Here is a 19,636-nt window from a genome sequence, read left to right as displayed (position 1 = left end):
TGTTTATACTTCATTGTAGAGTGCCTCCTGAGCTGGGATTTGTTCTTTGGTCGGAACGTTCCCCAGTATACAGAAGGTGCTTTTTTCATTCAAACCTCGAATTCATTCATTACAGGAATGGCTCCTTGGAAGGAATGAGTCACTCATGGACCGTAAATTAAGAACCGATCAAGCATGACGAATGCCCCAACGATGTAGCAGATGTACAAAAGCACCGTCACCTTATTGGAAGGCCGTAGCATTTCACATTATCCCTTTCTCTTTCGAATTACCCCTTGTCATATGTAGGGCCCCGACTAGTGGTTGTACTTGCTCTTTACTTCAGCGAAGGTAATTTCGATATCTCCGAGAATGTTCAGCTCCTCCAGTACACGAATGTACTTGTCGACGAACTGACGATCCTCTGTTGCAATCTCCATGTTTCCGTTGGGTAAAGGTACATCCGAAATCGTAATCGTTCCGCCCTTGTAATGACGCAAGATCCTGATAAACATAGCGCTTCTCCTCCTAATGAGCTCCAATAAAAAAAGAGAGAATGACCATGCGGCCATAGGCTGCAAGTCATTCTCCCTTTTATTCACCTATACGAATTGCCTCCGGCTGCTAGGATTGGAGGTGCGGACGAATAAAATCCATCGGCCCAAACCGTTCCTTCAGCTTATCAAACGATACGGTAACTGCACCGATAATCCCGTTCTTCTCAAGCAACCCCTTGTACCCGTCTACAATAACGCCATCGCCAAGCGCGATGATCGTATCGCATTCGCATTTTCGAAACGGGACGTCCAGAACGTTCAGAATACCTCCCTCGAAGGAGACAACCTCCGTCGTCAGCATATCCTTATACTCCCCTTTACACCGGTCACAATGCGTCATAAAATCACGCTCCTTATGACACCATTGTACCATCGTTTTAATGAACCCCCAAAGCATTTTCCAATGGTGTAATCAACTGCTGATGCCGGAAAGACGTCAGCATGCAGGTAATTACTCGAAAATTTCTCGTGCTGACAAGCCCAATCACAACAATGAACCATTCCCCTTGTAAGCTCCTGCCGAGAATGCATCGCGAAGGGGTTACCAGACCAGAAGAACGCGAACAACGCATTCGATTAGCCTCGCTGGAGTAGCCTTCGACGATGGTGCCGGTCAGAATCGCGCATGCAATGTCCGTACGGTCATAGCCACGCAGATCAAGTCGATCGTCCATGTAGTGTCTGGAAATGTCAGTTGAAAAACCATCTTCTCCTGTAATGCCTTTGCGAATACACTCCAGTTCGTAGGGCCAGTTGACCTGACGATAGTGCATCTTCCAATATCCCCCCTTTGCGACTCGTAAATAAAACGCAAAAAAAGCCCTGGGAATAAAAAAGGGCATAGCCAAATAAAAGGCATGCACTTCTAATCCCAAGGCATATTCCAATTGTTGTCGAAAGACAACGCTCCTGCTTCGCTGAAAATGAATCGGCGAAGAAATAATAATCGTTAGTTGTTATGTCTCGATTATACTCTAAAATTCACAACTGGGCAATCATTCCAATACGATGCCTTCCAATGCATACGCGAAGCAGAAATCTTAGATTAAATGTCTCAATACAGAGACCACTAAAGACGTGAAAATTAAGTAACAGACAATCACTGTTTTTATAAATTAACATTCCTCTTTAAATGAACGGCAACTTAACATCTAGGCGCATCCGAAGAGCTGGTCCGTCAGGTGTTTCAGTATGGCCAATGATGATAAACCCGTTTCGCTTTTTTTGGCGACTTCTATGCGATTGTGTTATCGGTCCCCGTTTTTAATTTTAAAGATTTTCTAGGAAAGAGACGATACCATTTTGGTAATAATACCCAGATTACCTCTAACATAAAGGTAATCTGGGTATTAGGATAAGCAAAATATTGATATTTTACCAAACTACATTGTATTTACCTGGGGTACCATAGTTATAATTTCCACACCAAATTTTATGGTATCCGTAATACCCCGAAAATGTATAATTCTGATTATCGAAAGCACTTAAAATTGCTGAGTTAAGCCATACCAAATCGCCATTACTATCCTTTTCATAAATTTCGGCTGCAACAAAGTTATAAGTATCATTTGGGTAGTCGTTTTCACCAGGCATTGACTCTACTCGAATTGCACCTGGGACATAAATATCCGTAGAATAATTACTGAAATTATAAGTTAAGAAAGACATAGGTGCAAAACTCGAATCTAACCCAGAATTGCCAGCATCTACTTTACCTACTGCAAAATTTTCATTTTGGCTAATAATTGGTGCGTTATAGATAATAGGCGTTGAATTGGCTTTTGCGAGACTTTTCATTGTAACCTTTGGATAAATTACAATTGCTGATGGGTCATACTTCCAGACGCCATTTTCTAAAACAACATCATACGGAATTACTGGATATTGTTCACCATTTTGATTTTTTAGAATGTCGACCTCGTATTTTGAGGTAGAGACTTTTTTTACATCGACAATAGTGAAATTGACATTGATATTTTCCAAATGCTCTGCGGCATATTTGTTTGCTGGGGAACTAGAATCTGCGATTGACTGAAGATACAATTGACTATCATTGTTGTTTAGACTCTTATAAAAATCGTTAACAACATGTTTAACCATTTGAACTTCATTTGAACTCGGTGACGGATCGGCTAGAGCTAGACTTGGCGTGATACTAAATCCTAGAATTAATGTAGACAATAGTGCTTTTTTTGTAACCATTAAATAACATCTCCTATTCTGATTTTTTTTGAACAATATAATCTTAGTCTTATTACTTAACACTAACAATATATCCTTGGTCTTATAAAAATTTACATAAATTTTATTTAGAATATAAATAATAAATATATTATAATATGTAAAAAATATCATTTTAACTCATTTCATTCTCTATTTAAAGTTTCTAACTTTATTATATTAGCTCAATTTTATTTATTTATTTTGCCTGATTCCTAAAAAAATGGATATTACAATAAAATTACAATAAAATTACACTCATCCGACTATTTCCTCACTTATGTCGATTACTGTCGCTTAATGTCGGTAGTGTTATGATCACAAATTGCATAAAACTTTAATAATCGCAACTTATTAAGTACAGCTCTATCCTTATAGAATAATCCTTTACAGTATATGTACTGTCTTTGAGAAAAAGAAAGGATCCGTGATGACGGATCCTTAGTTGAATTGACATATTTATTCTTATTAACTTATGTCCCAGTGTAAATATCTATTTATTTAAGGCCTTATATTCTGCCCATGTTTTATCTGAGATGTAATTTGGATTCCGCTTAAGGAGGGGTTCAGCGTCTTTGAGTGCGGATACAGGCAGTTCCCCTTTATTGACTGCAATAATAATATCACTCATTCGTTTGTAATCATCTTTGGACAACATCTCGGAACTTGAAGAATAGGTACCAGAATGTTGTGCATTAGCTACTGGATGTTCATGTGTTTTTTGCATCGTTAAGCCGCAACCGGTGAGAAGCAATACAGCAGCAATACCTGCAAACGATAATCTATAAGAACTCTTCTTATTGTTTGTAATCATAATGAGTCTCCTCCTAAGCTGGTTCTTCTTACTTGAGATACTAGCGACCTGGATAAATCGAGTTGGGAATATAGTATTTTCTAACAATTTAATAATAGTATAAGCATAATCATTTGACTCAGTAAGACTAAGATAAGATAGGGACTGTGAATCACACGCAATTTCCTGGTCTTCACGCATTTTATTGTAGGCAATCCACATAAGTGGATTAAACCAATGCAGAGTAAGAACAATGCTCGTTATCCAATTAAATAAAATGTCATTCCGTTTAATATGTGATAGTTCATGCAAAAATACATATTTTAATTCTTTATATGATAGGGTGTGTAACGCATCTTGTGGTAATAAAAGTCTAGGGCGCAAAACCCCAACCAATGTTGGACTCGAAATTAAGTTGGTTTCCAATAATACAACGTCACGTTTTATTCTAAGTAAGTTTTTGCATTGTTTTAATAAAAGTAATGTGTCATTATCTTTAACCCTTGATAGTTGCTTAATCTTTAACATAAACCGAATATTATTTAACATGATCATTCCAATTAGTAGTACTGTACCGCTCATCCAAAAATAGGGCAGTATCTGCAACATTGAGTTACTTGAAAGTGCAACTCTTTCTACGTTGCTCAGATTATTAATTACTGAAATAGCTGATGTTGGTATCTCTCGGACAGGTTGCAGAATGGATAAGCTCGTTGAGGTTTCCAAGTGCATAAAGTTAAGGAAACTAAATGAACTTACAAGAGACCACGGCATTATTAGTCGAAAAAAAAGTAAGGCCCAGAACAAATACATTAAGCGGGGATTAATTTTTTCCTTAAAAACAGCTTTTAATACGAAAATAATCAAGGTTAATACCGAGGCCATGATCGTTGTTCCAAGAATCCAGTTAAATGCACTTGCAATTAAGGTGGTCATTATCAATCCCTCCTTTGCTCCAAAATGCCCTTAAGCTCCTCTAGATCCTCTTTTGACAATTTGTCATCCTTAAGGAAGTTGACGAGCATTGGCTTCAACGCTCCTCCGTATATTTTGCTTAGAAACGACTGTGTCTCGGATTGAATACATTCTGTTTCCTTCAGAAGCGGGTAGTACGAATATACTCGCTGCACTTGGTTATAAGCTACCGCTGATTTCTCAACAAGCCTGTTCAAAAGTGTCCGAACCGTTTTGGGACTCCAATCTTTACGATCCTGTAGAACTTCAATCACTTCATTGGCCGTTCTAGGAGAGGCCAACCAAAGTACCTTCATAACTTCCCATTCCGAATCAGAGATCTTTGGAAATTGCAACATAGAACCCCTCCTTGGACTACGCATGTAATCTTTGATTCAATATTACAAGTGTAATCCAGTCTCGTCAAGATAAAATTAGGACTCAGATTCCAGTTCATAATTCACAGTTGGAACAAGTCTAAGTCCCTGGGGAAGACGACGCCCCATGTACCTGCCGCTATCGGACAGCGGCACTCAAAATACGAATCATGGGAGCGTTGATCATGCAGGAGTGGGCAGAACATAAAGCAGAAGCGCTAGGAACGACGGTATGACGCATCACCGTATGTTCAGACGTGATTCAACCGAACAGCTATAATTAGGGGAGCCGGGAACAACGTAGTCGTTGATGAAAGACGAAGCTACCCGAGGCAATCCTGCAAGCAGCAAGCACCTAACAACTAGGGGACCTGATGGTAGAACTTGAGAATGAATCGAAACTCGAGTATGCCATCGTCGTGGCATACTCGAGTCAGTCAAAGCTGCCACAAGCGGAGCAAATACGTTTATTAAAGGGGCAAAATGGAGTCATTCTCAAGTGCGGCACTATTTTTGTAGAATAACGCCATCCGAAGAAGCTGATGGACAGGTTTGAATCGGATGAACTGCTTTATCGCTATCATCCGATTCACTTGAAAAAATACGTCACATCGAACAAATAGATTCCCCATCAATTGAGCGTTTTAGTATTGCCCCTTTACAAAATCGACGTGAGCTACGTGTAGGTCATCGGCGGAGCTAGACTCCAGCGTTACCGCAATAGCGTCCGGAAGATCCTTTACATAGACATTTGGTGCTTCCAGTTCTCCTGAATAATACGGTACCACGTTCTTGTAGTTCTCCAAATTAATGACCGGCCTTCCCGTGTAAGGATCGGTTAAATTCGTATAACTTACCTGCTCTTCGGTTTCAGAATCGTCCTCGCTACCCGTGCCAATGGCAGGAGGCTTGGGCTTTTTCACCTGCGTGCGATGTACCTGACGGCCATACGTCCCATAGAGCTGTTCAATGCCAAACGTAATGGTAATGGATTCCGATGTATTCTCCTTTATTGGCGTCTCCGGCTTAGATGGAGTCGTCGGTGTTGATGGCGCAGAAGGCGGAAGCGGGACAAACCCATCATAGGGTACGTCCTTCCAGGGCTCACCCGTTTCCGGATTGATCCCGCGATCCTGATCGAGACTCATCAAGTTATCGTTCATCATGAGGGTTTTCAGCTTATTTGCGTATTGCCCGTCGGTTGCATAGGTTGCGCGCTGCAGCTCGTTTGCCCATTCAAAAGGATTCCTTTTAGAACGGGTGACGGTGTACCGCGGATTTTGAATGAGAAACAAAGCATGGTCATCAAAAGAGGCGGTGTAACTCGGGTAGGCGCGAAACGCGGCATTGATATGATGGGTACCGTTCGCGTCTTCTTCATTCGTTCCCGAGTAGCAGACAGGACCTTTCCAAGAAGAGTTGGCCTTGATCCCGAACACATTATTGCAGATATCTACGCTCCCCCAATTTGACTCAAGTGCCATCTGGGCGAGCGTCACGCTGGCTTTAATCCCCGTTCGCTTTTCGGTATCCATGGCATAGGGCGCCCACTGGATGAAGAACGGATTATGCAGGACCCCTATCGTGGTTGGCACCTTTATAACCGGTCCTCCACCCCCTTCATAGCCGCCTCCAGCGCCAGAGCCAAGAACCGTGCCTGTGTTCATATCGCGCGTATAGAGGGTGCCTGATTCGTTAAAAGAAGGTGCTGCTGTCTCGATGTAGGCATGACTGATATAGAGGAGCGGGTTGGTCTTAAAATCGTACCCGTTCATTTCAGAGAAATTGACGTCACCAACCGCGCTAAATGCGGCTTCACTCGCTATATCGGTAATCTTGCTTATGAAAAGCACATAAGGGGACGGATCAGTCCCTTCCTTCCCATCCGGCAGGTACTCAAAATGAAGATGCGGCCCTGTCGATCGGCCCGTATTGCCCGAAAGCCCGATGATCTGTCCTTTCTTTACGGTCTGCCCGGGGCCGACAAGCGCATTGCTTAAATGCAGATAGCGTGTCGTGCCAGGCATCTCTTCATCCGTGCTTTCAATGGCAACGTTAATGCCGCCGGTATTAAGCGCGTCCGGATCGGTAGCCTTCGGGTAGATCACGGACGTTACGACACCATCCTGAGAGCTCGATACGGGCGTGCCGATCGGTACCCCGATATCGATGCCCGTGTGAAAGCTCCGTTCACCCGTAACCGGGTGAACGCGCTCGCCAAATCCATCGGTAATTAGGTTCTCTAAATCCGGATGATAGATCTGAGGCGGAAGGAACCTTTCCGTAAGAATGGCGCTTGCAGCAAGGGACTGACTGGAAGAGATTACGGCAGCCATGAAGTACAGAAAAACAAAAAGTCCGAACAGGATAGCATACACCCACCAGAATCCTGCCAAGTGATGGATGAAGGCGGAGCGCAGCTTGTTTTTCAGCCGCCTCATGGCTTCTCTCTTCAACTGCTCCTTCATAGCTCTCTTCGCAATCTTCAAGTCTAAGCGTGGTAGTTTAAGAGAAGCCAATGTGCAGCGCCCCCTATTCCACAATGGGGCGCTGCAGGTTCTTTCTGGTTTGCTGCGCTGTCATCGTGTTTTTCTTTACGACTTGATTCGTATCCTTAGTTACCTTCGCCGTTTGCTTCCCTACCTTTGCCCGCTGCATGACCTCGAGCTCTTGGTTTAGATGGGATAGGTTGGTGGATACTTCAGGCGTTACGCGCTGCTTTAACGTCGAGAACACGTGGACGTTCGTCTCGGCTTTCAGTTCAAGCCGATCTCCCACTTCCATACGCGCGGTTTTCGACAGCTTCTCTTGCGCGGCGTCCATGGACTTCTTCAGTTCGCTAGGAAGCTTCACCTGGCTCATATCGAGCTTGTTTTGCACCACCGGAATGGTCGTTAGCGCGATCGGAGCCTCACGCCTGGATGTCGCTGTAGGCAGTGCTGGGGCGTTTCTCAAAACAGACGCTGTGCTACTCGGAGCAGGATTACGAATCGGTGCAACGGGTCGATGCACCTCCTCAACGGTTCCGGTTGCCTTCCGGAATGCCTCATTCGCTCGAAGCAAATCGTCCTTTTTCTTTCCGAACTCCGGCATCGATTCAAATCGCGAGGCATACGAAATCCGGCCTTTGCGCGTTGTCATCACCTGGTTGATTTGATTCGTGCTCGTTAATCCCGCTTCCATGAAACGCTCGTCCATCTTCTTTACAAAATCGGAGTGTTTGACGGACTCGCCCAAGGCTGCCGATGTGTCAATCGCTGCTATATACTCCACTTTATATCGCTGGAACAGCTCCACCATGACGAAATCGTTCACGCTGGTCTCCAGCTTTCGGTTCTGATTCAGCGTACCTGCCCGCTGCAGCTGACCTACGACCGCTTTCGGGCGGTTGACCATGAAGGTGGATGCCTGTCGTATCGCGTTTTCGTTGGCATACATCGTCGCCGCCACTTGCTGGTCGTTCATTTCCTCGGAAATGCCCTGCGAGAGAATGGCTTGGCGCACGTCTCCCCCATCTTTTTGAACCGCGGACAGTCTTCCTTTCTCCTCCTTCCACTCTTTGTCCATCCCACGGAAAGGATTCTTCGTATTGGTCCGGAGGTTCGCGTTGACGCTCGATACAAACGGCGTATATTGCACGGGCTGCCCCGTCTCTGCGGCGATCTGCTCGGCGGCTTCTTTTTGTCTTTGGTAGCGCAGTTGCATGCTCGCCGTTGTCGCGTCGTTCAAGTTTTCGTTTGATTTGGACAGGGCACTCGGATTAAACGAGCTCGGAACCCCTTCAGTCTCCTGTTTATTGAACATGCCGCTTACTTTGGAAAGGCCTTTGTTATACAGGGAGCGGGTTACATTACGCTGAACCGCATCGACCATCGTAGATTTTGCTTTTGCCGGCATTGGGATATGGCCGGCGGCTTTGGAGAAGACGGATCCTAGTTCATCCTTGTATTTGAAGACGACAAAGATGACAACGGACTCGAGCAACATGCCCGCGAACCATCCCGCTTTCGCTTTTACGGCCACCAGGTTATAGACCATATGCCCGACCACTAAGGATAAATCAAGGAAGAACATGGTGAACACGCACATGAGCATAAGGCCAATTAGCTTGAGAAATTGAGACCGGACCACAGACAGCCCCGCTTCCCTCCCGGGCAACAGGGAAGCGAGCAGTGTGACCGCCATGACCATGGCGTGAATCAGCAATTTTAGTCGAACATAGATCGTGGCTAGCGACCAAAAGCTTAATAGGCCGATAATGATGGAGCCGAATACCGCATTACATAATAGGACGATCATCTGTTCGTCTGAACGCACATCGTTAACCGCAGGAAAGTCGGATTCCGCTGCTTTTAAGGCCACGTCTCGATCGTCTGACCATGGCTGCGACCTCAGCACCTTATCGACTTCCGTCGTATGCGTCTCGTAGGCTGTCGCGTCGTCGAATTGCAGCATGCCATACGGCTTCATGACGAGCTCCATCCAGATTTGTTCACTAATCGCTTCGACGCCTGTCGTGGTGGACGAGCTCAATCCGCCTGGTTTGGCCAGCCCGGCATACATCGACGCGGCCACCTCGTTGCCCGTGTCATTCAAGAACGTGAGGAAGGTCCCTGCCTGTGTAAAGAAGGCGAATGCGACGACAAGGGCAATGAGAAAGGAGATCATGGTCTGTAGAGAATCCAGAAACCTGAATCGGACGATTTGCCAGAGCACGGCAAGCAGCGTAATGGATGCAAAGACGCCAAACATCCCGCTCCAAAGGCCATTGCCGAGGGTGCCATAACGGATGCCGGAGATATTTTGAATAATTTCCTCTGCACCGTCGATAAGGCTATTCATGTAGGAAAAGGTAAACGCTTCTCGAGCAATAAAGTTGAAGAAGCGGGTGATTTGAACCCCGATTAAGAAGCCCCCAGACAGCATCTGATCGTAAATGCGACTTACACTATCATTAGCCTTCGCGCCGATCTGCCAGAAATGCCGCTCGGGGGAAACCGTTTGAAACGAATAATGGGAGGAAGGATACGTGTTGTATAACGTGTTCGTCGATGTATCTTTTGGAATCATCTCATCCATCGCATCCGCGGACACGACCGTTGCGGATACCACGAAAGCAAGGAGAAGCGTTAGGACGATGCTAAAGATAAAGCGCGAACGGAGGTTAATCATCCGAATCCTCGGCATCTGCATCATCGAGATCATGCGGATCCTCCCCTCCCGCTTCCGCCTGATACTGCGCAAATCGCGCTAGGATGGAAAATTCATGTTCCTCTTCAGGCACCTCTTCTCCCTCCGCTGTTTCAGGCGGTCTCGTATCGAAACAATCGAAAAGATGCTGAAACACCACATCGACCGAAAGCACGCCAACTCGGCCATAGATGTCCTGCATGAGACATTGCCCATTCTCTAGGTTTCGAATCAAATCAATGTTATCCTGCGTGCGTTCTAAGCCGAAATAGGCTAACGTGTTGTTTATTTTCTCCCTGTCTTGATCTCGGAAGGCAAATTTCATGCCGATATTCCCGGCGAGGTCACCGGCCATATCGGTCGCATTTTGCGTTGCAATGCCAAGTCCACCATTCAAGGAGCGTCCCGTCCGGATGACGCGGTTCGCCATTTCCTTGCCTATTTGCGTGGCTAGAATAGCCCAGGCTTCGTCCATATTGGCAAGCGTGAAGACACCTCGGTCGAAGTAGATAAAGGAATCCATGAAACTACCAATCGAGTACATGGTTGCAATCGACATCTTCTCGATTAAGGAATAGTTGGCCGGCGGTTTCTCGACGGGCGGCATCTTCAAGTTCTGAACCTGGAGAATATTCATGGCGAAATCCATGTTAATCGATTTATGGTCGCCCTTGCCGAAGAGCAGCTTTGCGAATGACAGGTCTGCAAAGCTATGCAGAACCTCCGCAATGACCGCTGCCTCATGGCGCGTCTCCCCCATCATACGGAGGACATCAATACACTTGGTGAGATAGGGCTTTGGTTCAGAGGCGACGCGCATGACTGACTGGGAAATGTAACTGTATCCAATCGTGTCCGTCTTGACTGAACTGAGATAGGCCAGGATGTCCATGGCGGCTTCCTTAGCATCTTCAATGTTCTTCAGCATGACGAACGGATCGAGTTTACCGACATCCTCTGGTGCCGATGAAAGGGTGGCGACTTGAATATGACCTTTAAGTTCGGGCAGCATATCCGGCCAATGCGATCGTTCGCCTTTTGGATCGAACATCAAGGTCTTGCCGCCGTTAATCGTGTTTTGATAGCCAAGCAAGTTTAAGAGTACCGATTTACCACCGCCCAATGTACCTGTAATGCTAAACGAAGGCGAGCGGTTAATCTGACTGGCATGACGGAGATCCACATAGACCGGATTTTGGTTTGAGCCGGTTGTGCCAATATAAAGTCCCTTCCCGTCTCCCAAGCTTTGAGTGGCCCCAATCATGCCGGCAGCAAGCGTCTCAGGCGGTATCCGCTGAATATAATCGGATACGTAGCGGGGAGAGCCCGGGATAAAGTCGTTGAATAAGAGCCACTGGTCTATGAAAATCGGGGACGATCGTTACCGATTATTCGGCTTGTTCGGCAAAAAAACGTTCCCTGCGCCCCGCGAAAGCCGGCCGGCTGCGGCGCTTTCCGGTTCGCCTCGTCCGTCGAATCCGCCGCCGCCAGTCCATCGCTGAAAGGCCGTATCCTCCTATACCGGAAGATACGGCCTTTTGTTCGTTTTCGGCGCCGCGGCGCCATCCGTCCGGTGCAGAGACCGGCGGGCGCAGCTTCTAGCCTGTAATTAACCCAGCGCGTGCTTCGCTGCCTGCCACGTATGCGCGAACAGCTCCGCCAGCTCGAGATGCTGCACGTATTCCAGCGCGCTTCTCGCGTCCTCCCCCGCGCGGCCGCTTTCCTGCAGCTGCACGAGGCCCGTGAACGCGCTCGCGTCCCAGCGCGCACGGCGGGCAATGTCCGCGAGGCCGTCGCGAGTCGGCCCGGCCGGCAGGTCGTTCAGGACGGTGCCGTTCCGGATCCAATCCGCGGCGCGGTCCTGCAGCCGCTGCATGGCCGGATGGGCGCCAGCCATGCGGAACCAGTAGTTCGCGTTCGAGAAGTCGCCTTCCATGCGGTGCATAATGCCGTGCCAATAGCGGCCCGTGGCGTCATCCTCGATCTCTTGCGCGTAGGAATGGGAGACGGCCAAGCTCTCGTTCAGCAGGTGCAAGCCCGCCTTCAGCGCGATCAGCGCCGGACGGTCTGCCCGAGGCGCGGTCGACAGCGCGAGCGGCAGCTCCGCGATCCGCTCGTCCAGCGCGGCGTCCCACACCCGCTTCGGCATGAGCGCCTGCAGCGATTGGCGGTTCTCCAGTCGTTCCGTGATCAGCAGCAATGCTTCATTCATGGGCAGCCTCTCCTTTCGGACATAGCGAAACGTTCAAAAATCATTCCGAGCATACCGCGGATCGCGTCAAATGGCAATAACAAACCGCGCCGGGGACCGCCGAGCCTAAGGAGGGCGAGCGGGCGGGAAGAGGTTACCGCCATGGCCGTCCCCGCCCTCGCCGCGCGCACAAAAAAAAGCTCCCGAACCGGAACGGCTCGGGAGCTTTCTCAGCGGCGGCGCCTATTTGCTGTGCAGCACTTCCGGCGTCGTGAGCTTGTCATAGAAATCGACGACTTTGTCCTTGTCGTCGGACTCGCGCAGCGCCATCGCGGAACGCGGGTGTTCGTCCAACATGCCCGTTATCATGTATGGGATGATGTAGCCCCACTCTTCCTTCTCGCGCAGCGGCACCATGTAGCGCTCGATCATGTCGAGCACCGGGCGCACGTTGTACTTGGTGTTCTTCAGATGCGCCACGAGCAGCTCCGTCGGGCAGTTGCCCGCCGCACGGCCCATGCCGTACACGGACGCGTCCAGCAGCTCCACGCCGTTGTCGACCGCGATGAGCGTGTTCGCGAAGGCGAGCTGCATGTTATTATGCGTATGGACCCCGAGACGCTTGCTCGGCAGATGCTTTTTGAATTTGGAGATCAAGTATTCGAAATCCTTCGGATCCAGGCTGCCGTAGGAATCCACCACGTACACGACGTCGACGACGCTCGCTTCGATCATCTCGAACGCTTCCAGCAGCTGGTTGTCCATGACGTTCGACAGGGCCATGATGTTCAGGGTCGTCTCGTAGCCGCGGTCGTGGAACACTTGCACGAGCTCGAGCGCCTTCTCCACGTCTTGAATGTAGCACGCCACGCGGATCAGATCGAGCAAGCTCTCTTCGCGCGGGAGGATGTCGTTCTCGTCCACGCGGCCGATGTCGACCAGGGCGGACAGCTTCGTGTTGAGCTTATGCGGAATGACCTTGCGCAGGAAGTCGTCGTCCAGGAAGCGCCACGGGCCTGCCGAATCCGCGCCTTTGAGCAGCTTCGGGGAGTTTTTGTAGCCGATTTCCATATAGTCCACGCCGGCGTCGTTCAACGTCTGATACAGGTGCTGAACGAACTCGATACTGAAATCCCAATTGTTGACAAGTCCGCCGTCGCGGATCGTGCAGTCGACGATTTTACAGTTATTCTTCTTTGCGGTCATGTGCGTGTACTCCTTTGGCCCATACTTTTTTTCCATCATACTTGAAAATAGCCATGAACGCAAAACAATTTTTTATCGCTTTAAAGCGTATACGCGTTGCCGCGTTTCGTCAGATCATCGTATCCGCGCGGACGACCTCGTCGAATTTCTCGGCCGTGATCAGGCCGCTTCGGATCGCCGCTTCGCGCAGCGTCAGCCCTTCCTGGTGCGCCGCCTTGGCGATGGTCGCCGCGTTCTCGTACCCGATATGCGGGTTGAGCGCCGTCACGAGCATGAGCGATTCGTTCAAATACCGCTCGATCGCCTCGCGGTTCGGCTCGATGCCGGCGGCGCAGTGCTCGTCGAACGAGCGCATCGCATCGCCCAGCAGCCGCGCGGACTGCAGGAAGTTGTGGATGATGACCGGCTTGAACACATTCAGCTCGAAGTTGCCCTGGCTCGCGGCGAAGCCGATCGCGGCGTCATTGCCCATGACCTGGCAGACGACCATCGTCAGCGCCTCGCACTGGGTCGGGTTCACCTTGCCCGGCATGATGGAGCTGCCCGGCTCGTTCTCCGGAATGCGCAGCTCGCCGATGCCGCAGCGCGGGCCGCTCGCCAGCCACCGGACGTCGTTGGCGATCTTCATGAGATCCGCCGCCAGCGCCTTGAACGCGCCGTGCACGAAGACGAGCTCATCGTGGCTCGTCAGCGCCTGGAACTTGTTCGGCGCGCTGACGAAGCGCTTGCCCGCGTAACCGCCGATCGCTTCGGCGACCTTCTCGCCGAACCCCGGCGGCGCGTTCAGCCCCGTGCCGACGGCCGTGCCGCCGATGGCCAGCTCGCGCAGCTCCTCGCGCGCCGCGCCGATGTTCCGCTCCGCCTTCTCCAGCATGCGGACCCAGCCGCCGATCTCCTGGCCGAGCGTGAGCGGCGTCGCGTCCTGCAGATGGGTGCGGCCGATCTTGATGATGCCGGCGAACGCGTCGCGCTTGCGTTCGAGCGTCGCCTTGAGCTGCGCGAGGGCCGGCAGCACCGCGTCTTCGACCGCGATCAGCGCCGCCACGTGCATGGCAGTCGGGAACGTGTCGTTGGAGCTCTGCGAGCGGTTGACGTCGTCGTTCGGGTGCACCTTGGCGTCGCGGCCCGCTTCGGCCAGCAGCTGGCCGGCCCGGCGCGCGATCACTTCGTTGACGTTCATGTTCGACTGCGTGCCGCTGCCCGTCTGCCAGACCGACAGCGGGAATTCGCCGTCCCATCGGCCCGCGAGAATCTCGTCCGCCGCCGCCGCGATCGCGCCCGCCTTGGCATCGTCGAGCGTGCCGAGCCCGCTATTGACGGCCGCGGCCGCCTTCTTCAAATACGCGAACGCCTGAATGAGCTCGCGCGGCATTTTCTCCGTGCCGATCTTGAAATTATGGAGGCTGCGCTCCGTCTGCGCGCCCCATAGCCGGTCCGCCTCGACCTTGATTTCGCCCATGGAATCCTTTTCGATCCGATACTCCATCGTCCTGGCCCCTTCCGCCGTATAATGGCCGCTTCGCGCCTCGGGCGTCCGCGTTCGTCCCGATCGCTTTAAACGGCATTCATCCCTTATTTCAAGTAAAGAGGCGATGCATGAATCATCATGCGCCGCCTCTATCCATGATTGCCTATTTCAGGGTATGCGATACGGACGGCGTTTAGGGCTGCGCCGGGAAGAGCGTCCGCAGCGCGTCCGGCAGCGGCCGGCTCGTCCGCGACGCCGCGTCCATCGTCACGCACGTGACGATCGCGTCCGCGCACCGCTCCCCCGCCCGGTTGACGATCTCCTGCTTCAGGACGTAGCTCGTCCGCCCCGCCCGCTCCGGCTCCGTATTCACAGTCAACTGGTCGCCCTGGCGGCATTCCTTGCGATAATTAATGTTGACGTTCACCGTCACCGTCCGGATGCCCATCGCGCCGAACGCGTCGTAATCCAAGCCCGCGCGCTCGTACCATTCCTCGCGGCCCCATTCCAAATACTCCAAATATTTGGCGTTGTTCACGTGGCCGTTGACATCGATCTCCGTCGAGCGGACCACGATTTCCAGGCTGACGCCCGCCATGCTTTCCACGCTCCTTCGCGGCCGGCCCTCCGCCCTGCGCAAGCGTTCCCGGCCCGATTGCCACCTATGTTAGCGCGAGGGGCGGCGAATGTCAAAGCCTTCCTGCGGCGGACGCGGCGGTAAGGTGCGAGAGGGCGGCAGAAGCTCGGTTCGCAGCATCGCGCCGCTAACGCAAAAAAACGCCGCGGCCGGCGGCGTTTGGAAGGCGATTCAATTGTCCGCATCCATTCGGACGCCCTGCCGGAGCGGCAGCGCTGCTGGCGCGCGCGCCAGCAGCCGCTCCACGGCGTAGACCAAGGCCATGACCGCGAGCAGGCCGGCGAGCGACACCGCGACCGACGCGGGCGCGACCCACAGCTTCGCGGGATGCGCGAAAAACGGGATGAGCGACACGGCGATGATCGGCGGGGCGTTCAGCTTGAGCGCGCGAACGATCCAAATCATTGCGAGCGTACTGCAAAACAGGGCAACCATGCCGCCGTGCAGGGCATAGGCGACCGTGCCGACCGTCGACGACAGCACCGCGCCTCCGGCGATGCCGAACAGCTCCGGCATCCGCGGGGAGCGGGTGATGAACAGAAACCCGAAGGCGCCGAGCGTGGGGAAAAACAGCATGTGCATCCCAGGCGCATGCGAGGAAAGCCAATAAACGAACATAATATAAAGACCGAGGCCGACCGACCGAATGACCATTTGCGCAACATCCCTTTCGCCGTAAAAGTCATCGTGATAAACCTGACATGAAAAGCACACTTTTACGAGCGTAAATCAGATGGCCCCGCGCGTCAATGGTAATTTCAGCAGGAACGTCCGGGTGCCGGTCGGGCGCTATGGATACGGCCAGCTCAGCCTGCCGCCGAGAGGCACACCTTCGCCGTTACGTCCCGCAATACGTCCGGTACGGACGGTCCGCAGGCTCGGGCGGCGCCGCGTACTCGGCTTGTTCGGGCGCATGCGCGTAAGGGTCCGCGAGCGCCGCGAGCAGCCGCTCCAGCACGCCATAATCGCCCTGCTCCGCCGCCGCGAGCGCCTCCTCCACCCGATGGTTGCGGGGAATGACTGCGGGATTGGCGGCGCGCATCGTCCGTTCGGCGTCCGCCGCCGTCTCCGCCTGCCTGCCGCGACGGGCCTGCCAGCGCTCGCGCCACTCGGCGAACGCGGCCGATTCCAGCAGCGCCGAACCGGCCGCCCGCGCGAACGTCAGGGTAAGGAACGTATCCGTGTAATCCGCGCGGTGCCGCTGCATGAGCTCGAGCAGGTCCTGGACCAGCGCCTCATCCTCCGCTTCTTCGCCGAACAGGCCGAGCTTCGCCCGCATGCCGGCCAGCCAGCGGCCGTGGTACAGCTCCGGGAACGCGGCGATCGCTTCCTCGGCCAGTTCAATCGCCCGCTCCTCGTCCTCGGCGAGCACGGGCAGCAGCGCCTCCGCCAGCCGCGCGAGATTCCATGCCGCGATCTTCGGCTGATTGCCGTAGGCGTAGCGCCCTTGGCGGTCGATCGAGCTGAACACCGTCGCCATGTCGAAGACGTCCATGAACGCGCATGGGCCGTAGTCGATCGTCTCGCCGCTGATCGTCATGTTGTCCGTATTCATGACGCCGTGGACGAAGCCGGCGAGCTGCCATTTCGCGATGAGCGCGGCCTGCCGGGCGATGACCCCGCGGAGCAGCGCCAAGGCAGGATTGTCTTCGCGGTCATGCCCGGGATAGTGGCGGTCCAGGGCGTAGTCGACCAGGATGCGCAGCTCCTCGGCCGGCCGCGCGGCGGACACGTACTGGAACGTGCCGACGCGCAGATGGCTGGCGGCCACGCGGGTCAACACCGCGCCGGTCAGCTCGCTCTCGCGGATGACGGCATTGCCCGTCGTCGTCACAGCGAGGCTGCGCGTCGTCGGGATGCCGAGCGCGTGCATCGCCTCGCTGATCACATACTCGCGCAGCATCGGCCCGAGCGCCGCCCGCCCGTCGCCGCCGCGGGAATACGGCGTCCGGCCGGCGCCCTTCAGCTGAATGTCGAAGCGCTCGCCCCGCGGCGTAATCTGCTCGCCTAGCAGCACGGCCCGCCCGTCGCCGAGCATCGTGAAATGCCCGAATTGATGGCCCGCGTAGGCCTGGGCGATCGGCTGCGCGCCTTCCGGGACCCGGTTGCCGGCGAAGACCGCGGCGCCTTCCCCGCCCTTCAGCGCATCGGCGTTAAGACCGAGCTCCGCCGCCAACCGCGCGTTGAACAGCGCGATCTTCGGCGCGCTGACCCGCGTCGGCGCCTGCTCGGCGAACCATGCGCCCGGCAGCCGCGCGTAACTGTTGTCGAAATGCCATCCCGCCGCAGCGGTCGTATCGTGTTCCGTCGTCATGCGATCTCCTTCTTCCTGCTTCGTCGGTATCGTTCCCTTATTATACCCGTTCCGCGCCCGGAAGGCGCGCCTCCGCGCAAATCCGCTAAACGACCGGCTATTATCGCGGTAGAGGCTCTTTCGACAGGCGGAACCGCTTGCGAGATTCGCCCGCAGGCAAGCATGCATGGTCCCTCACACGGAAGCCTCCGGGCGCGGAACGCGGAAAAAAGCCGTTCCGGTGCCCCGCGCTTGGCGGGCATCCCGAATACAGCTTTCGTCCTTTCGAATTGTATTCATGATTACGCCCTTCAATTACGAAGTGCGGCCCCTCGCTCACCACTCCGCGAACGAACCGTCCTCATAAGCCAGCCTTGGCGTGTCCCAGTCGCCGGCGTAGCCGCGTTCGGCCAGCGCTTCCTCGTTGATCTCGATGCCGAGGCCGGGGCCTTGCGGCACGGCGACGCTGCCGTTCTCCACGACGAACGGACGCTTCAGGTAGCCTTCGCCGAGATCCCATTTCTCCGCCATCGACGGATGCTCTTGGATGAGGAAGTTCGGCGTGCAGGCGTCGAGCTGCAGGCACGACGCCAGCGAGATCGGCCCGAGCGGGTTGTGCGGCGCCACGGAGGCGTAGTGCACCTCGGCCATCGCCGCGATTTTGCGGCCCTCGAAGATGCCGCCGGCATGGCAGAGGTCCGGCTGGACGATGGCGACGGCGCCCTTCTCCAGCGCTTCGCGGAAGCCCCAGCGCGTGAACAGCCGTTCGCCTGCCGCGATCGGGATGCTCGTCGACTGCGCGACGCGCACGAGCGCATCGACGTTCTCCGGCAGCACCGGCTCCTCGATGAACATCGGATAATACGGCTCCAGCGCGGCGGCGAGCCGGATCGACATCGCGGGGCTGACGCGCCCGTGGAAATCGATGGCGATGTCGAGGCCGCTGCCGGCCGCTTCGCGGATGGCCGCGAACTTCGCGACGACGCGCTCCACGAAGGCGAGCGAGTCCACTTGGCGCACCGGCGCGTCGATGCCGATCTTGATCGCGTTAAAGCCCTGCTCCATGCGCTTCTTCGCGTTCGCCGCGATGGCCTCCGGCGTCTCGCCGCCACAGTGGCTGTACATGCGGATCGTCTCGCGGACTTTGCCGCCGAGCATTTCGTAGACGGGCATGTTGTAGAACTTGCCCTTGATGTCCCACAGCGCCTGCTCGATGCCGCTGATCGCGCTCACTAGCACCGGGCCGCCGCGGTAAAACGTGCCGCGGTACATGATCTGCCAATGATGCTCGATGCGCAGCGGGTCCTGCCCGACGAGATAGCGCTTCAGTTCCTCCACCGCGGTCGCGACGGTCAGCGCGCGGCCTTCGACGATCGGCTCGCCCCAGCCGGAGATGCCTTCATCGGTCTCGATTTTCAGAAACAGCCAGCGCGGCTTCACGTGATACAGCTTCATGTCGGTGATTTTCATAACGGTTCGTCTCCTCTTGCGATGGTTGGATTCGTCCTTCGTCGCTCGTTCTTCCGTCCGTCACTCGTCTGCCGATTCATGCTGGTCCCCCCGTCATTCGAAGCGCTTTCTTTACGCCGTGAAGAGCAGGCGGGTATGTAGGCTCTATACGACATAACCGGCCCTGATTCCTGTCATCCCTATCGGGCCGGGTCTTCATTTTCTTTTTTCCATGTACGGAGGCGGTTGTACGCGGAAGCGGGTGAACGCGGAAGCGGGTGAACGCCAAAAGCTCCGTTACCCCTTCGCGCGGGGGAAACGG

General features: G+C 53.5%; 16 protein-coding genes. All 16 read right to left on the bottom strand.

Features of this window, described 5'->3' with window-relative positions:
- Nucleotides 1–296: 296 nt before the first annotated feature.
- The 16 genes from ACFPB1_RS24145 to dgoD all read right to left on the bottom strand — a co-directional run bounded on the left by ACFPB1_RS24145 (nt 297) and on the right by dgoD (nt 19,335).
- Nucleotides 297–494: a hypothetical protein gene (locus ACFPB1_RS24145; RefSeq protein ID WP_208848615.1), complete on the bottom strand. Its 198-nt coding sequence runs from the start codon at nt 492–494 to the stop codon at nt 297–299.
- A 109-nt stretch (nt 495–603) separates the two neighbouring features.
- Nucleotides 604–837 (bottom strand): hypothetical protein, encoded by a 234-nt coding sequence (locus ACFPB1_RS24140; RefSeq protein ID WP_240546245.1) that lies wholly within the window; start codon nt 835–837, stop codon nt 604–606.
- 76 nt (nt 838–913) lie between these two features.
- Entirely contained in the window at nt 914–1,309 is a 396-nt protein-coding gene (locus ACFPB1_RS24135; RefSeq protein WP_208848617.1) for a DUF4258 domain-containing protein, read from the bottom strand.
- Nucleotides 1,310–1,910: 601 nt separating this feature from the next.
- Nucleotides 1,911–2,738 carry a hypothetical protein gene (locus ACFPB1_RS24130; RefSeq protein ID WP_208848618.1) on the bottom strand — a complete coding sequence of 276 codons (828 nt, stop codon included), beginning with the start codon at nt 2,736–2,738 and terminating at the stop codon, nt 1,911–1,913.
- 511 nt (nt 2,739–3,249) lie between these two features.
- Nucleotides 3,250–4,485, bottom strand: coding sequence for a M56 family metallopeptidase (locus ACFPB1_RS24125; protein ID WP_208848619.1), 1,236 nt, complete (start codon nt 4,483–4,485; stop codon nt 3,250–3,252).
- Nucleotides 4,486–4,487: 2 nt separating this feature from the next.
- Nucleotides 4,488–4,862 carry a BlaI/MecI/CopY family transcriptional regulator gene (locus ACFPB1_RS24120; protein WP_208848620.1) on the bottom strand — a complete coding sequence of 125 codons (375 nt, stop codon included), beginning with the start codon at nt 4,860–4,862 and terminating at the stop codon, nt 4,488–4,490.
- Between the two features lie 662 nt (nt 4,863–5,524).
- Nucleotides 5,525–7,399, bottom strand: coding sequence for a glucosaminidase domain-containing protein (locus ACFPB1_RS24115; RefSeq protein WP_379228719.1), 1,875 nt, complete (start codon nt 7,397–7,399; stop codon nt 5,525–5,527).
- 13 nt (nt 7,400–7,412) lie between these two features.
- Entirely contained in the window at nt 7,413–10,085 is a 2,673-nt protein-coding gene (locus tag ACFPB1_RS24110) for a CD3337/EF1877 family mobilome membrane protein (protein ID WP_379228718.1), read from the bottom strand.
- The gene (locus tag ACFPB1_RS24105; RefSeq protein ID WP_379228716.1) at nt 10,045–11,313 is read right to left on the bottom strand and encodes an ATP-binding protein; all 1,269 of its coding nucleotides are present in this window, start codon (nt 11,311–11,313) and stop codon (nt 10,045–10,047) included. The genes ACFPB1_RS24110 and ACFPB1_RS24105 overlap by 41 nt, the downstream gene beginning before the upstream one ends.
- Nucleotides 11,314–11,679: 366 nt before the next feature.
- Entirely contained in the window at nt 11,680–12,282 is a 603-nt protein-coding gene (locus tag ACFPB1_RS24100) for a hypothetical protein (RefSeq protein ID WP_379228714.1), read from the bottom strand.
- A gap of 222 nt (nt 12,283–12,504) precedes the next feature.
- Nucleotides 12,505–13,467, bottom strand: a complete 963-nt coding sequence (locus ACFPB1_RS24095; RefSeq protein ID WP_379228713.1) for an aldolase catalytic domain-containing protein — start codon at nt 13,465–13,467, stop codon at nt 12,505–12,507.
- Between the two features lie 109 nt (nt 13,468–13,576).
- Nucleotides 13,577–14,953 carry a class II fumarate hydratase gene (gene fumC / locus ACFPB1_RS24090; RefSeq protein ID WP_379228712.1) on the bottom strand — a complete coding sequence of 459 codons (1,377 nt, stop codon included), beginning with the start codon at nt 14,951–14,953 and terminating at the stop codon, nt 13,577–13,579.
- 175 nt (nt 14,954–15,128) lie between these two features.
- Complete coding sequence (locus tag ACFPB1_RS24085) at nt 15,129–15,533, bottom strand: acyl-CoA thioesterase (RefSeq protein WP_379228711.1); 405 nt, start codon at nt 15,531–15,533, stop codon at nt 15,129–15,131.
- 210 nt (nt 15,534–15,743) lie between these two features.
- Nucleotides 15,744–16,226 (bottom strand): hypothetical protein, encoded by a 483-nt coding sequence (locus tag ACFPB1_RS24080; RefSeq protein ID WP_379228710.1) that lies wholly within the window; start codon nt 16,224–16,226, stop codon nt 15,744–15,746.
- Between the two features lie 184 nt (nt 16,227–16,410).
- Nucleotides 16,411–17,886 carry a protein adenylyltransferase SelO gene (locus tag ACFPB1_RS24075; protein WP_379228709.1) on the bottom strand — a complete coding sequence of 492 codons (1,476 nt, stop codon included), beginning with the start codon at nt 17,884–17,886 and terminating at the stop codon, nt 16,411–16,413.
- 315 nt (nt 17,887–18,201) lie between these two features.
- Nucleotides 18,202–19,335, bottom strand: a complete 1,134-nt coding sequence (gene dgoD, locus ACFPB1_RS24070) for a galactonate dehydratase (protein ID WP_379228708.1) — start codon at nt 19,333–19,335, stop codon at nt 18,202–18,204.
- Nucleotides 19,336–19,636 lie beyond the last annotated feature (301 nt).

Origin of the sequence: Paenibacillus sp. GCM10023250, from assembly GCF_042653205.1 — a bacterium.
Classification (GTDB): Bacteria; Bacillota; Bacilli; order Paenibacillales; family Paenibacillaceae; genus Paenibacillus_Z.
This window is presented reverse-complemented; position numbering and strand designations above follow the sequence as displayed.

What these genes read in the sequence shown, in the direction of transcription:
- ACFPB1_RS24145 (WP_208848615.1), bottom strand. Translation starts at nt 494, where the DNA reads ATGTTTATCAGGATCTTGCGTCATTACAAGGGCGGAACGATTACGATT.
- ACFPB1_RS24140 (WP_240546245.1), bottom strand. Translation starts at nt 837, where the DNA reads ATGCTGACGACGGAGGTTGTCTCCTTCGAGGGAGGTATTCTGAACGTT.
- ACFPB1_RS24135 (WP_208848617.1), bottom strand. Translation starts at nt 1,309, where the DNA reads ATGCACTATCGTCAGGTCAACTGGCCCTACGAACTGGAGTGTATTCGC.
- ACFPB1_RS24130 (WP_208848618.1), bottom strand. Translation starts at nt 2,738, where the DNA reads ATGGTTACAAAAAAAGCACTATTGTCTACATTAATTCTAGGATTTAGT.
- ACFPB1_RS24125 (WP_208848619.1), bottom strand. Translation starts at nt 4,485, where the DNA reads ATGACCACCTTAATTGCAAGTGCATTTAACTGGATTCTTGGAACAACG.
- ACFPB1_RS24120 (WP_208848620.1), bottom strand. Translation starts at nt 4,862, where the DNA reads ATGTTGCAATTTCCAAAGATCTCTGATTCGGAATGGGAAGTTATGAAG.
- ACFPB1_RS24110 (WP_379228718.1), bottom strand. Translation starts at nt 10,085, where the DNA reads ATGATCTCGATGATGCAGATGCCGAGGATTCGGATGATTAACCTCCGT.
- ACFPB1_RS24100 (WP_379228714.1), bottom strand. Translation starts at nt 12,282, where the DNA reads ATGAATGAAGCATTGCTGCTGATCACGGAACGACTGGAGAACCGCCAA.
- ACFPB1_RS24095 (WP_379228713.1), bottom strand. Translation starts at nt 13,467, where the DNA reads ATGACCGCAAAGAAGAATAACTGTAAAATCGTCGACTGCACGATCCGC.
- fumC (WP_379228712.1), bottom strand. Translation starts at nt 14,953, where the DNA reads ATGGAGTATCGGATCGAAAAGGATTCCATGGGCGAAATCAAGGTCGAG.
- ACFPB1_RS24085 (WP_379228711.1), bottom strand. Translation starts at nt 15,533, where the DNA reads ATGGCGGGCGTCAGCCTGGAAATCGTGGTCCGCTCGACGGAGATCGAT.
- ACFPB1_RS24080 (WP_379228710.1), bottom strand. Translation starts at nt 16,226, where the DNA reads ATGGTCATTCGGTCGGTCGGCCTCGGTCTTTATATTATGTTCGTTTAT.
- ACFPB1_RS24075 (WP_379228709.1), bottom strand. Translation starts at nt 17,886, where the DNA reads ATGACGACGGAACACGATACGACCGCTGCGGCGGGATGGCATTTCGAC.
- dgoD (WP_379228708.1), bottom strand. Translation starts at nt 19,335, where the DNA reads ATGAAAATCACCGACATGAAGCTGTATCACGTGAAGCCGCGCTGGCTG.